Raw genomic sequence first — 12,640 nt, 5'->3', positions numbered from 1 at the left:
GTAACCAATAAGCGATTGAGTTTGACACAACTATTACACAGGTTAACGGTTAGTCGTAACTGCTGACAAATCACTCAAATAATCGATTTTTGTACTGTTCTGGCGTTGAACCGGAGTATTTTTTAAACATGGCAATGAATGGGCTGGCTTGATTGTAACCAAGTGTAAATGCCACCTCTTTTACCGACTGCCCGCTGCGTAAAAGATCCATCGAGTACAAATAGCGTACTCTTAAGCGCCATTCGGTGAAACTCATTCCAAGTTCGCTTTGGCAATAACGCGCCAAAGTGCGCTCAGTGGTGTGGACTTTTTCGGCCCATTGTTTGAGCGAAACGTCGTTAGTGGGATCATCTTCAATCGCTAACAGGATTGGGGCTAGGTATTTGTTTTTACTCGACGGTAGAAAGTGATGTTGTTCTGATTGCTCTGCTAATTGATCGAGCAACACCTGTACCAAGCGCTGGTCTTTTTCACTATGCGCCACATTGATCTCTCGCCCACGGAAATCTTCAATAATAGCGGAAACAATCGCCGGCACTTTTATCAGACTGGTTGTCTTAGGAAATGTATCGGTAAGATGGTGGGCAATATTTAACGAACAATATTGTAGTGGCTTGCGATTATAACTTCGGTGCATCACGCCCGATGGCACCCATATCGCCAAATGAGGCGGAGCCAAAAATCGTGTGTCCTGCGCTTCCATCTCCAAAATACCACCGCTGATTAACTGCACCTGTCCCCATGGGTGACTATGTTGTCTGGTTTCTGTATTGGATAAAAAGGCATCAAAATTCATAAACACATCGGACGGCATGGTGTTTATGGTTAATGAGGGGTGAAGATTGGTATTTTTTTTTCGCAATTTGTCTTCCTATCACTTCTAATGTCGCTTTACCGATATCTATTATTATATACCCAAGTCACCTCAAAATGCAGAGTTCAGAGGTCCTAGATGACTTTATATCAAGGAAAAGATGTGAAGGAATGGTGAATCCTTTCAAGCATATTTGACGCCGAGATAAAGTCATCTAGGACCTCCCTTCGGGCGAGTTTGCTTGGCTCGTGGCCGGCGTTAACGACTCTCTATTTAGAACCACTAAATCTTCGAGTCGTTGCCTTGTCCACAAACCAAGCAAATCTCGCTGAACCTCGCATTTTGAGGTGACTTGGGTATAACAACCTGCGACACTATCGCTCAATTCCTTTCCCTCGTGAGATCAAAAATGGCGTACCTGTTCGCATTTTTTACCGTTCTAATCTGGAGCGGTAACGCTATCGTCAGCAAACTAGCCGCAACGTCTATCGAACCCAGTGCGATGAGCTTTTATCGCTGGTTCGTTGCTATCTTGGTAATGACACCGTTTTGTCTAAGAAAAGTGAACACCTACAGAAGCGTTATTCGCCACAATATCAATAAAATCGCTTTTTTGGCGCTATTAGGTATGGTGCTAAACCAATCTCTGGGATATTTTGCCGCCTTAACGACAACCGCCTCTAACATGGCGCTCACTTCTTCTCTCGTACCACTACTGAGTGTGTTCCTCTCTGTACCGCTGCTCGGTAAGCGCATTTCTGCTCTGAGTATTATTGGTGGTTTGATCTCTTTATTCGGTCTTGCCTATATGCTTGGCCAAGGTAATGTGCTGTTTTTTATTCATCAGTCCGTTACCGAAGGCGATATTTTAATGGTCTTCGCTGCGATCACCTATGCGGCATATTGCGTGTTATTAAAACGCTGGAAGTTACCGCTACCCAACTCGGTATTCATCTACATGCAAGGTTTTTGTGCACTGGTTATGTTAACACCCATGTTATTTAGCAGTGAGCAAACTCTACCGACAGTAGCCTCCGTGCCGCTCATTGCCTACGCTGGTCTTTTTGCTTCCATTGTCGCACCACTCATGTGGGTAAGAGCGATCGATATGATCGGTGCCGACAGCAGTGCAATGTTCATGAACCTGTTGCCTGTGATCACCCTGATCTTGGCTAGTTATTTTTTAAACGAACATATCACGCGTTTCCATATTACTGGCGGGATGTTAGTGATTGGTGGGGTCATCATGTCTCAAATTAAGCTATCGAGGCTTTCTCCACGGCCTCCTGCTCCTGTCGCCTAGTGCAGTTAAGCCGTTAGCATCGCACATTAACACCAAAATGTAGCATCTGATTTACAAGTTTGTCATACTTTATCTCAGTTTTATCCATGACCATTTACCCATAACGACAAGGAATCAGCACTATGGGCCGTGATAATAGAGAAGTAACGTTACGTTTTTTGGCCGAACCCGGGGATGTGAACTTTGGTGGCAAGGTACACGGTGGTGCCGTGATGAAATGGATTGACCTTGCGGCCTATGCCTGTTCTGCCGCTTGGAGTGGCAAGTATTGCATCACTGTGTATGCGGGTGGTATCCGTTTTGTGCAGCCTATCTTGGTGGGTAACTTAGTCGAAGTGAGTGCTAAGGTGATTTACACCGGAAGTTCTTCAATGCATATTGCCATTGACGTTCAGGCGAGTGATCCAAAAGAGTTAAATAATCGACTGACCACACACTGTATCGTCATCATGGTCGCAGTCGATGAACATGGCAAACCCACGCAGGTACCTAAATGGGTCCCAGAAACAGAAGAAGATGTCACTTTAGAAAGGTCAGCCATTAAACTCATGAAAATGCGCCAAGAGATTGGCGAGGAGATGGAAGCTCACGTTAAGCTACTAAAATCGAATCTAGAATCTAGGTTTTAAAATCTAGGCTTTAGGCTCTAGGTCCTAGGATCTAGGGATGCCCCCTCTAGCTTTACAGGGTCCTAGCGCCTATAACCTAGCACCTAGCACCTAGCACCTAGCACCTAGCACCTATAACAACAGCGATCTTAGAAACCGGTAACGCTGTCATTTTTCTTTCATCATTGTCTGATTTAATTCCGCAGTTCCCCTCGTCACGAGACCTCTCACAATAAGAACAAGGAGCCTGCGTTGAACCTTAGTGATATCACGCTTAGTGAGTCGACTTTAACCAACCTTAAGTCTGTTGAATACCAATGGATTCGAACCATGTATGTCGAAGGCTATTCCCAAGATGAGATTAACCACTACATCTGTACCTGTTTTGGTGGTGACCTTGTATTTGCCAACCTACTTCAAAAAGTCGCGCTTGAAAAGGAGAGTCTATACGTGTTACTCCGCTACCTCGAATGTGCCCCATCGAATAGAGAACTAGGCTAATACCGCAGACTAGCTCTGTTTATCGGCTAAACAAACTCACTCGACGCAATATTATTTTTCGCCCACAGCAATGCCTGCAATCGGTTCTTCACCTTTATTTTTTTAAAGGTATTGTGCAAGTGCGCTTTCACCGTATTTTCACTCACAAATAGCGCGTCAGCGATCTCGGTATTCGATGCCCCTTCTCCAAGCATCTTGATAATCTGTTGCTCACGTTTGGTTAGTTTTGAATAATAAGGGCTGGTTTTCGCGCATTGGCGACCACGATAAAATTTGATGTATTCAAACACTAACTTACGACTCATCCACATCTCGCCTTGCAGTATGCATTGAAAGCCAGACAGCAATTTTTCGATGGTATCGGTAGAATAAAAAATTCCGACCAACTGCTGCCACTTCAGCATTTCTGCGTGAGGTAAGTCGTCAGGGGTATTAATTAGGATCTCTTGGATATGGTCAGGAAGTAAATCACAGATTTCTTGATACTTTTCCAGCCTTTCTTCCGTCATCGCCGGAAAATCAATGATCACATAATCAAAATCAAACTGAGTTAGCTTGAGATTGGGCTCCACCAGTTTGTCTAAGGAGACCAATTCAATATCAAGGGCGAGATCTTGTTCAATAGCATCTTTCAACAAACTCGATTGCAGATTATTCTCTGCCAGTAGTATAGCTTTCTGATTGACGTCTACTTCATCCGTCATGAACCTCTCCTTGGTCATATTTTATTTGCCTTCACTTAAACGATACGGCGTTACCATTAAATTAATAACAATTTCAACATCGTCAAGAGACGATTTTGAGATGCGTATCACCCTATCATAGCTAACACATTATTATTCAATAAGTTAACTTACACTCTCACTATTGAGACAAGTGATATTCGATTGAGGCGCTATTCTTTTTTCAAAACAGGTGGTTGCCAGCATGACTTCGTCATCGCGACACTTATATTAATAGTAGGTAACAAAAGTGACATCGTACTCCTTTTAACCTATACGATCTCAAGCTAAAAAGCGAAGGGCACCCCCTTCGCTTCTATCATCTTAGCTCATACTGGATCTAAACTATGGCATCAATACCGTATCAATGACATGGATGACGCCGTTACTTGCCATCACATCCGTGGCAACCACCGTCGCGTTATCAACCATCACTTTGTCACCGTCCACTGTCACGTCAATGGTGCCGCCCTGAACAGTGCGAGCAGTGTCTAAACCAACGACATCTGCTGCCATCACTTTGCCCGGTACAACATGATAGGTCAGGACCGCAATCAGCTTGTCTTTGTTTTCTGGCATTAGCAGCATGTCTACGGTACCGGCTGGCAATTTAGCAAAGGCTGCATCCGTTGGTGCGAAAACCGTAAATGGACCATCGCCTTTCAACGTATCCACCAAATCCGCGGCTTTGACCGCGGCAACCAAAGTATTGAACGAGCCATTGGCGACGGCGACATCGACAATATCTTTTTTCATACCGTGATGATCAGCATGAGCAGGTAGTACAAAGCTTAGTGCCGCGGCAGCGGAAAGAACAAGTGCAGCGATTCGTTTGAACATAATAGTTTCCTTTTGCATCAATCCAAGTGGGGTTTCGCGATTTGATACGACCAGAGAGGCAAGTCGATCAATATTGGTAGCAAAGGAAAAAATGAGGTCGGTAAAAGGTCAAGTAAACGGTGCTGATGCCAGCACCGTTTATTGCATCTCAGTTCAAGAGAGAGGGCGTCAAGAAACGCGCAGATGATTAGTGGTATTAGTACAGATTAGTGAATTGGGGCTTGATTGTTTTTATTAAACTTACCAAAGTATTCCTCAAGAACTTCTGGCGTTAGCTTACCTTCCTGCTCCAATCGTTTCAGCTCTGCCGCAATCTCTCGCTGCTCTTCAATCGATGGAAGTGCTACCTCAGGCTCGCCTTCCGCTTCAACGGATATCTGCTCAAGTTCTTTTTCAAAATCACTCATTGGGAACTACCTTACTTTATTGATCTGCGCGAATTGTACTTGTTTTGCTCGCCATTCGCCAATAGTCAGTGCTGTCTATACCAGTAAGAATAATCGATAGCTGTAACACCAAATCGATACCTCTAGACTGACTCTGTGCCTTTGATTGCAAATTTGGAACTTTAATACTGAATTTAGAACTTTAATACTAAATGTAAGCTTCTAACACTCAACCATAGCCTCTTACACTCAACCAAAGCCGCTTACACTCAGCTAAAGCCAACTCAAACTTAAACCCGAAAAAACGACTGAGCGATATCATGCTAATTAATCACTATTTTTTGCTTGAAGAGAAACAAATCTGCCACAATATGGTCTTATATACCCAAGTTACCTCAAGATGCGAGGTTCAGGTTTAATCACTCTTTCTTGGTTACAGACATTTTTGGCTAAGACCACTTATTGGCGGCAACCATTGAAGAGGCGAAACAAAGGAAACGTATTTATGCCAGCTCAGGCTTTTCAACAACTGCAACACTATCTTGAATCTCAGGTCATTGGTCAGCAAGATCTTGTTAAACAACTACTGATTGCGCTATTGGCTGATGGACATATCCTCGTCGAGGGACCGCCTGGTCTTGCTAAAACCCGTGCAGTGAAGTCTCTAGCCGAATGTATTGAAGGCAGTTTTCATCGTATTCAATTTACCCCTGACTTATTGCCATCTGATTTGACGGGCACCGATATTTATCGTCCAGAAACCGGAGAGTTCCAATTTAAATCAGGTCCTATCTTCCACTCATTGGTGCTGGCTGATGAAGTCAACCGTGCCCCAGCCAAAGTCCAAGCCGCGATGCTGGAAGCGATGGCAGAGAAGCAAATCAGTGTGGGACAGACCACCTATGCTTTACCCGAACTATTTTTGGTGATGGCGACTCAAAACCCAATCGAGCAAGAAGGCACTTATCCATTACCCGAAGCGCAACTTGACCGCTTCTTGTTGCACCTTGAGGTCAGTTACCCTGATGCGGCCAGTGAATTAGAAATTTTACGCCTCAATCGCGGAGAAGCCCTTGGTCGTCACGAAGCACCAAAGCAACAAATTAGTCAGCAAGAAATTTTTGATGCTCGTACTCAAGTACTCAATATTCATATGTCTGAAACCATAGAGAACTATCTCGTCAGACTGGTCATGGCAACTCGTCACCCAGATCAGTACAGTGACTATTTAACCAAATGGATAGAGATGGGCGTCAGTCCCCGCGCAACCATCGCACTCGATAGAGCGGCAAGAGCAAACGCATGGCTCAGTGGGCGAGATTTCGTGACACCAGAAGATGTGCACACCATCATCTATCCCGTTCTGCGCCATCGTTTATTACTGAGTTATCAAGCACAAGCGGAAGGAGTGTCGGCCAATAAAGTGATCGAACAACTCCTATCGAGTGTCGCGTCGGCGTAAGGATTGTTGTTAGATATGTTGTCGTCATTAAAGTCATTGTTGCCATCGTCACCCAGCACACCGCCGCTCGCTGTCGCGACCAAAGAAGGATTGCTGCCCGAATTGACCAATGGTGTTGAAGTCACAGTGGATGAACTGGCTTTTTACCAAATACACAGCCAGAGGTGGCAACCACCGAAAAAAAGCGTGTGGTCACAATTGAATGGTCAACACGCCAGCCCCAAAAAAGGGCGTGGGATGACTTTCTCGGAAGTGCGACAGTATCAAGCGGGCGACGACGTCAGACAGATTGATTGGCGCGTGACTGCTCGTACCGGTAAGGTGCATACCAAGCTCTTTACTGAAGAACGAGAAAGACCAGTTGTGCTGTTTATTGATCTCAGCAGCAGCTTATTTAGCGGTACCACCTTGCTACTTAAATCCGTGCAGTTATGCCACCTTGCCAGTCTGTTGTCTTGGGTCGCTCTGAGCACCCAAGACCGAGTCGGTGCGGTGATTCGCTACCAAGATCAATTGATAGAAATTCGCCCCTCAAGCAGTCGCTGTGCCATCTTGCATCTGCTGCAACAACTGTGTCAGATACACAATCAGCATATCCAGCAAAGTGATATCACCACGCGTTCGCACACGACTTCGGATTCAGCGCTCAGTGCCTTGGTCAATCTGTGTAAAAAAGGCAGTGAGCTGATTATATTAAGTGATTTTTCCACCATCACAGACGACGAACTCACCGCGGTGACGCACCTGTCGAAGCACAACCGGGTGCGAGCTGTGATGCTTTATGATCCTATTGAAGTGGGCGAGAGTCCGGCAAAAGGTCAACAATCGGTACAGGGAAAGCGCCATGAAATTCAGCTCGACCTTTCAAATAAGCAAACCAGAAATGATATAAAACATTCTTTTGAGCAGCGCTTTGCTTATATTGCGCAAAGCCTTTTACCTTATGGTATTGCACTTTCTAAAATATCCAGTGGTCAGCCACTTCTTTTGCAGTTATTAAGTGATCAACAATGAGTCAATTATCCTCTTCCTCACTCTTACCTCTCAATGACATTCATCTGCCTGCAGAACCGACATGGTGGCCGTTTGCTATCGGCTACTGGCTTGTGTTGGGCATCGCTATCTGTAGCCTGATTGTTTCGCTAATCGCATGGAAAAAGCGCAAACAAAAACGTCGCGCCAAACGTGCCGCCATCACTTTATTGGCGCTTCATCCTGAGCAACTCACCCCCTCTCATGCCATCGAGGTGGTGCGCCAAGCGGCACTAAGCTATTTCCCTAGGCAACAGATTGCTAAACTCACGGGCGAGGATTGGCTTACCTTTCTTGATTCCCAATTGGCAGAGCCCGTATTTAGACCTAAATCCTCACAATGGTATCAAGCTCTGTATGCCCCTCAACAACATCAAGCGCAAACGGAACAGCAGATGATCCAAGATTGCCGACACTGGGTAACCTCGGCGCTACCACCGAAACGACGCTATAGAAACTGGGATCAATCATGACAGGCTTCACTCTACAATGGTGGTGGATGCTGCTCGCAATTCCTCTGCCCTATCTTGTTCATCGATTCAGCCATGCGCCGCAACAAGCCAAGGTGATTTTGCCGCACCTGACACAGCTGTCTGGTTCTGGTCAACGGCTCTCTTGGTTGGTTAAAGTGCTCGCCAGCATAAGCTGGTTGCTGCTGGTTTTTGCCTCTGCGCGCCCGGTCTGGTTTGGCGAACCGATAGAAATCCAACCCAAACACCGAGATATGATGCTGGTGATCGACCTGTCGTACTCGATGAGCAAACAGGACATGAAGCAAGGCTCGGACTTTGTTGATCGTCTAACAACGGTCAAGCAAGTCGTGTCTGATTTTGTTGACCAGAGAAAAGGCGACCGCTTAGGCTTAGTCTATTTTGCTGATCACGCCTATCTGCAAACGCCACTGACCTACGACCGTGAAACCATCAAAGCACAGCTTAACCGTACCGTACTTAAACTGATCGGCACACAGACTGCAATCGGTGAAGGGATTGGTTTAGCCACAAAAACCTTTGTCGATAGTGACGCGCCTCAGAGAGTGATGATCTTGCTCAGCGATGGCACCAATAACGCTGGTATTCTCGACCCGATTGAAGCAGCGAATATCGCTAAAAAGTATGGCACTACCGTTTACACCATTGGTGTTGGCGCTGGCGAGATGCAAGTACGTGAATTTTTTATGACTCGCACGGTCAACACCGCTGAAGATCTGGATGAAAAAACACTGATCGAAATCGCCAACCTCACTGGCGGTCAATACTTCCGAGCCAGAAACGCGCAAGAGTTAGCCACCATTTACGACACCATTAATGCGCTGCAACCAATACAAACCGCCACACAGACTTGGCGACCCCAAAACGAATGGTTCGCGTTGCCGCTGAGTATCGGACTTCTACTGTTATTGATCGCTGCGACCATAAGGAGGAACTATGTCTGATGTATTACTGCTGCACCCGCAAGCGTTGTGGCTGCTGGTTCCTATCTGTCTCCTGCTGGTTTGGCTCAAGCTATCAAGAAAAACCGTTTCTCTGATCGCCCCTCACCTTGCGAGCGCCTTAGCTGTTGTGCAAAATCGCACCAGCTATCTCACGCTACTGGGGCTTGCCCTGTTGCTCGGTGTATTTGCACTGTCAGGACCGAGTGTCGAACAACAAACTCTCCCCGCGGCACAAAGCGAGCAAGCTCAAGTATTGGTCATGGATATGTCGACGTCGGTCTACGCCACGGATGTTAAACCTAGTCGATTGTCTCAGATCAAATACAAAGCGCTCGACATCTTGCCCTACCTCAAACAGGGGCAAACCGGTCTTGTCGCCTACGCGGGGGATGGCTATGTTCTCAGCCCCTTAACCACAGACGCCAGCACATTGGCGGTACAGATACAAAATCTATCTCCGGCAATAATGCCCATCCAAGGCTCTCGCGCCGATTTAGCCGTAAAGCAAGCCATAGAAATGATGCAGCAGAGCAGTCAAAGACAAGGAGATATCCTGCTCTTTAGTGACGGACTGACCCAGCAAGAACAAGATGGCATTAGCGCTTTGCTAGAAGGCACTGCATGGCGTATTTCAGTTCTCGCGGTGGGAACCCCAAGCGGTGCGCCTATTCCACTGCCTAACGGCTCATTATTAACCGATACTCGAGGTCACACGGTTATCGCGAAGACACCCATTAATGAGATGAGGCAACTCGCGCGCAGCAGCGGAGGACAATTCGCGGCTTATCAGACTGATAATCGTGATATCGAAACGCTCACATCCCATTCGCCTGTTGCCAGTGTTGATACATCAAAGCAGCAGGATCTTACCGTCAGTGTGAATAATGGCTACTGGCTCATGCCTATCATCTTGCTTTTGATCTTGCCGCTGTTTAAAAAAGGCAGACTATTTGCCATTGTCACTGGGGTGCTCTTGCTGCAAAGCGTTCCTCAAACGGGCTATGCTAATCCAGTAGATAGCCTGTTTCTCAATCGCGACCAACAAGGTTATCAAGCCTACCAACGCCAAGAATACAGCCAAGCTGCAGAACGTTTTGCTTCAGAAAAATGGCGTGCTTCTGCGCACTATCAAGCGGGTAATTACGATCAAGCGATTGAGCTTTGGCAGCGATTTGATGATGTCGACACTCGCTATAACTTAGCCAACGCCTATGCACAACAAGGTGAATTGCAAACGGCCATCGACACCTATCAGCAGGTATTGAAACAGCAACCGAACCATCAGGATGCACTGCATAATCTTGAAATCGTCAAGCAAGCGCTCGAGCAACAGCAACAGCAACAGCAACAGCAACAGCAACAGCAACAGCAACAGCAACAGCAACAGCAACAAGATTCTGGCTCTGACTCCAAAAGTCAACAACAAGAAAGCCGTGATGAGAACTCGCAAAACGGTGAATCATCGGATCAAGGTGAGTCCCAACCAGCGGACACTTCTCAATCCGAAAATGAATCTGACAGTGAGCAGCAAGCCTCAGCGTCTGACGCACAGCGGCAGTCTCAAGAGCAGTCTCAAGAGCAGTCTCAAGAGCAGTCTCAAGAGCAGTCTCAAGAGCAGTCTCAACAAGATAATCAAGCTCAAACGCAGGATTCACAACAGCAGACTGAGAACAACAATGAGACACAAGCGGAGGCTCAAGCCTCGCAACCATCAGGCGAAAACGAAAGCGACCGTGAATCTCAAGCACAACAGGCTGTCAGCGATGCGCAACAGCAAGCGGTGGATCCTGAATTGAGAAAGTTAGAGCAAGTAGAAAGCATTCGTGATGCAAGCACCCTATTACGAGCCCAGATGCAACTGCAAGCTCAAGAACGTGAAAAGCCCGCGACATCAGGGCAGAATTGGTAATGAAGACAATGAAAACACATCACTCCCTCATCCGTTCCATGATTGTATTGACCGCTCTGTTGAGCAGTTTTTCCTCCTGGGCATTCAATCTGACCGCATCCGTCAGCAGAACCCAGATTAGCAAGGATGAAATCATTCAGTTAAAGATCGTTGCCGACAAAAAACTCGATAGCGACGACATACGCTTTGATGCACTGACGAACGACTTTTACCTAGGACGCCCAAGCTTTAGCTCATCAATGAACTTTGTTAACAGTCAACGTAGTGATAGCAGTATCTGGACAATCTCTTTGGCACCGCAAAAGCTCGGCACGCTTGTGATTCCCGCTTTTACCGTTGATGGAGTCTCGACTAAAGCTATCACGTTAAAAGTCTCTAAAGATGAAAAAGCGCCCACCACTGCGGATATGGTCGAAGTCCAAGCTCACTTAGATAAATCGGAACTCTTTCCTCAGCAAAGTACCCTGCTACACAGTCGTATCTTGGTCAAAGTGGACCCGCGAATGTTGCAAAACCCTAACCTCGTCCCGCCGGTAGCAGACGGGTTAGATATTCAAGCAGTGAGTGAGCCAAAGCAATATCAGAGTGTCGTCAATGGCATCGAAGTTTTGACCATCGATCAAACCTTCCGAGTGCAAGCAAAACAACAAGGTGATTTTGCTATCAAAGCGCCGACACTAAGCGGTGGCGTGCTCTATGGTGGTCAATTAAGCGGCAGCAGTAGAATTTTGACCTTGAGTGGTGAAGCTCCGCAATTGGCGCTTAATGTCTTGCCAATACCGGATCAATACCAAGGTCACTGGCTGCCAGCCGATCGCATTGAGATCCAACAAACATGGGAGTTGAACGGGAAAACCACAACCACTGAACCCATTGAAATGAGCAGTGGTGACTCGCTAACTCGTACCTTAACGATCAATGCATTAGGCATCACAGAACAACAGTTTCCCAATTTAGTTATTAACAATCCATCCAGCATGCGTGTCTATGACGAAAAGCCAACGTATCAGACCCACCGTGATGGCAGCGTATCAATGACACTAAAACAGGTATTGATTGCCAAACGTGCCGGTGAATTTCAATTACCTGATGTCAGTTTACAATGGTGGGATACTCAGCAGAAACAGCAAGCGACCAGTTCGGTCAACGGCGTAAACCTTATCGTCGCTCAGGGCGAAAGCTTTGTCTCAGCGGAGTCGAGTGCCTCAAATCATACCACCGAGATTGCTCCTTCTCCCACTAACGCCGGAATGTGGCCAATCTTAACCGGACTCTTTGCCCTCGCTTGGCTTTTTAGCACGGCGATGTGGATAAAAACCAAAAAGGCACCGACAAGCGCAACCCAACTACATAACACCCAAGCCGATAGTCCCTTTCATCAAAGATTGATCGAGGCTATTGAACGCTCGGATGTTGTCGCAGCAAAAACGGCATTTCATTTGTGGAATAAAGAAGTCGTGCTTGCCGAGCCCTTACAGCAGCAGATAGCCAGCGAACTGAGGAATATGGAAACGGCTTTACTTGGCAAACAACCAAAACCTTGGGACAAACAAAATCTGCTTGTGGTGCTTAAAAATCACCGTATTCGCCAAAGCAACGGCAGCAGTGACCCTTTAGCTAAACTGTAA

At 46.5% G+C, this 12,640-nt stretch carries 13 protein-coding genes; 9 read left to right on the top strand and 4 right to left on the bottom strand.

What is annotated here, in order from left to right; translation table 11 throughout:
- Positions 1 to 70: 70 nt before the first annotated feature.
- Positions 71 to 814 carry an AraC family transcriptional regulator gene (locus L9Q39_RS14790; RefSeq protein ID WP_435532859.1) on the bottom strand — a complete coding sequence of 248 codons (744 nt, stop codon included), beginning with the start codon at positions 812 to 814 and terminating at the stop codon, positions 71 to 73.
- A gap of 409 nt (positions 815 to 1,223) precedes the next feature.
- On the opposite strand from L9Q39_RS14790, the gene L9Q39_RS14785 reads away from it, so the two are divergent.
- The 3 genes from L9Q39_RS14785 to L9Q39_RS14775 all read left to right on the top strand — a co-directional run bounded on the left by L9Q39_RS14785 (position 1,224) and on the right by L9Q39_RS14775 (position 3,226).
- Positions 1,224 to 2,117, top strand: coding sequence for a DMT family transporter (locus L9Q39_RS14785; protein ID WP_237485869.1), 894 nt, complete (start codon positions 1,224 to 1,226; stop codon positions 2,115 to 2,117).
- A 122-nt stretch (positions 2,118 to 2,239) separates the two neighbouring features.
- Positions 2,240 to 2,746, top strand: a complete 507-nt coding sequence (locus L9Q39_RS14780; RefSeq protein ID WP_237485868.1) for an acyl-CoA thioesterase — start codon at positions 2,240 to 2,242, stop codon at positions 2,744 to 2,746.
- A 231-nt stretch (positions 2,747 to 2,977) separates the two neighbouring features.
- Positions 2,978 to 3,226 carry a hypothetical protein gene (locus L9Q39_RS14775; protein ID WP_237485867.1) on the top strand — a complete coding sequence of 83 codons (249 nt, stop codon included), beginning with the start codon at positions 2,978 to 2,980 and terminating at the stop codon, positions 3,224 to 3,226.
- Between the two features lie 26 nt (positions 3,227 to 3,252).
- On the opposite strand, the gene L9Q39_RS14770 is transcribed toward L9Q39_RS14775, so the two are convergent.
- The 3 genes from L9Q39_RS14770 to L9Q39_RS14760 all read right to left on the bottom strand — a co-directional run bounded on the left by L9Q39_RS14770 (position 3,253) and on the right by L9Q39_RS14760 (position 5,195).
- Entirely contained in the window at positions 3,253 to 3,930 is a 678-nt protein-coding gene (locus L9Q39_RS14770; protein WP_237485866.1) for a LuxR C-terminal-related transcriptional regulator, read from the bottom strand.
- Positions 3,931 to 4,293: 363 nt separating this feature from the next.
- Complete coding sequence (locus L9Q39_RS14765; RefSeq protein ID WP_237485865.1) at positions 4,294 to 4,788, bottom strand: fasciclin domain-containing protein; 495 nt, start codon at positions 4,786 to 4,788, stop codon at positions 4,294 to 4,296.
- Between the two features lie 206 nt (positions 4,789 to 4,994).
- A complete protein-coding gene (locus tag L9Q39_RS14760; protein WP_237485864.1) occupies positions 4,995 to 5,195 on the bottom strand; it encodes a restriction endonuclease subunit S in 201 nt (66 codons plus the stop codon).
- Between the two features lie 484 nt (positions 5,196 to 5,679).
- Between L9Q39_RS14760 and L9Q39_RS14755 the strand changes: the two genes are divergently transcribed.
- From L9Q39_RS14755 to L9Q39_RS14730, 6 genes are read left to right on the top strand one after another with little or no spacing between them, the layout of a single operon-like run.
- Entirely contained in the window at positions 5,680 to 6,636 is a 957-nt protein-coding gene (locus L9Q39_RS14755; protein WP_237485863.1) for an AAA family ATPase, read from the top strand.
- A gap of 15 nt (positions 6,637 to 6,651) precedes the next feature.
- A complete protein-coding gene (locus tag L9Q39_RS14750; RefSeq protein ID WP_237485862.1) occupies positions 6,652 to 7,650 on the top strand; it encodes a DUF58 domain-containing protein in 999 nt (332 codons plus the stop codon).
- Positions 7,647 to 8,141, top strand: a complete 495-nt coding sequence (locus tag L9Q39_RS14745; protein WP_237485861.1) for a DUF4381 domain-containing protein — start codon at positions 7,647 to 7,649, stop codon at positions 8,139 to 8,141. Before L9Q39_RS14750 ends, L9Q39_RS14745 begins: the two co-directional genes overlap by 4 nt.
- Positions 8,138 to 9,103: a vWA domain-containing protein gene (locus L9Q39_RS14740; protein ID WP_237485860.1), complete on the top strand. Its 966-nt coding sequence runs from the start codon at positions 8,138 to 8,140 to the stop codon at positions 9,101 to 9,103. Before L9Q39_RS14745 ends, L9Q39_RS14740 begins: the two co-directional genes overlap by 4 nt.
- Positions 9,096 to 11,012, top strand: a complete 1,917-nt coding sequence (locus L9Q39_RS14735) for a VWA domain-containing protein (RefSeq protein WP_237485859.1) — start codon at positions 9,096 to 9,098, stop codon at positions 11,010 to 11,012. The genes L9Q39_RS14740 and L9Q39_RS14735 overlap by 8 nt, the downstream gene beginning before the upstream one ends.
- 8 nt (positions 11,013 to 11,020) lie before the next feature.
- On the top strand, positions 11,021 to 12,640 hold the full coding sequence (locus L9Q39_RS14730; protein ID WP_237485858.1) for a BatD family protein: 1,620 nt from the start codon (positions 11,021 to 11,023) through the stop codon (positions 12,638 to 12,640).

The organism is Vibrio hippocampi (genome assembly GCF_921292975.1).
In the GTDB taxonomy this organism is placed as follows: Bacteria; Pseudomonadota; Gammaproteobacteria; order Enterobacterales; family Vibrionaceae; genus Vibrio; species Vibrio hippocampi.
The sequence above is the reverse complement of the archived record's forward strand: the minus strand, read 5'-3'. Positions and strand labels throughout refer to the sequence as shown.

Excerpts from the sequence above, each read along its gene's own strand:
- L9Q39_RS14780 (WP_237485868.1), top strand. The coding sequence starts at position 2,240 with ATGGGCCGTGATAATAGAGAAGTAACGTTACGTTTTTTGGCCGAACCC.
- L9Q39_RS14765 (WP_237485865.1), bottom strand. The coding sequence starts at position 4,788 with ATGTTCAAACGAATCGCTGCACTTGTTCTTTCCGCTGCCGCGGCACTA.
- L9Q39_RS14785 (WP_237485869.1), top strand. The coding sequence starts at position 1,224 with ATGGCGTACCTGTTCGCATTTTTTACCGTTCTAATCTGGAGCGGTAAC.
- L9Q39_RS14745 (WP_237485861.1), top strand. The coding sequence starts at position 7,647 with ATGAGTCAATTATCCTCTTCCTCACTCTTACCTCTCAATGACATTCAT.
- L9Q39_RS14735 (WP_237485859.1), top strand. The coding sequence starts at position 9,096 with ATGTCTGATGTATTACTGCTGCACCCGCAAGCGTTGTGGCTGCTGGTT.
- L9Q39_RS14755 (WP_237485863.1), top strand. The coding sequence starts at position 5,680 with ATGCCAGCTCAGGCTTTTCAACAACTGCAACACTATCTTGAATCTCAG.
- L9Q39_RS14730 (WP_237485858.1), top strand. The coding sequence starts at position 11,021 with ATGAAAACACATCACTCCCTCATCCGTTCCATGATTGTATTGACCGCT.
- L9Q39_RS14760 (WP_237485864.1), bottom strand. The coding sequence starts at position 5,195 with ATGAGTGATTTTGAAAAAGAACTTGAGCAGATATCCGTTGAAGCGGAA.
- L9Q39_RS14750 (WP_237485862.1), top strand. The coding sequence starts at position 6,652 with ATGTTGTCGTCATTAAAGTCATTGTTGCCATCGTCACCCAGCACACCG.
- L9Q39_RS14740 (WP_237485860.1), top strand. The coding sequence starts at position 8,138 with ATGACAGGCTTCACTCTACAATGGTGGTGGATGCTGCTCGCAATTCCT.
- L9Q39_RS14770 (WP_237485866.1), bottom strand. The coding sequence starts at position 3,930 with ATGACGGATGAAGTAGACGTCAATCAGAAAGCTATACTACTGGCAGAG.
- L9Q39_RS14790 (WP_435532859.1), bottom strand. The coding sequence starts at position 814 with ATGCCGTCCGATGTGTTTATGAATTTTGATGCCTTTTTATCCAATACA.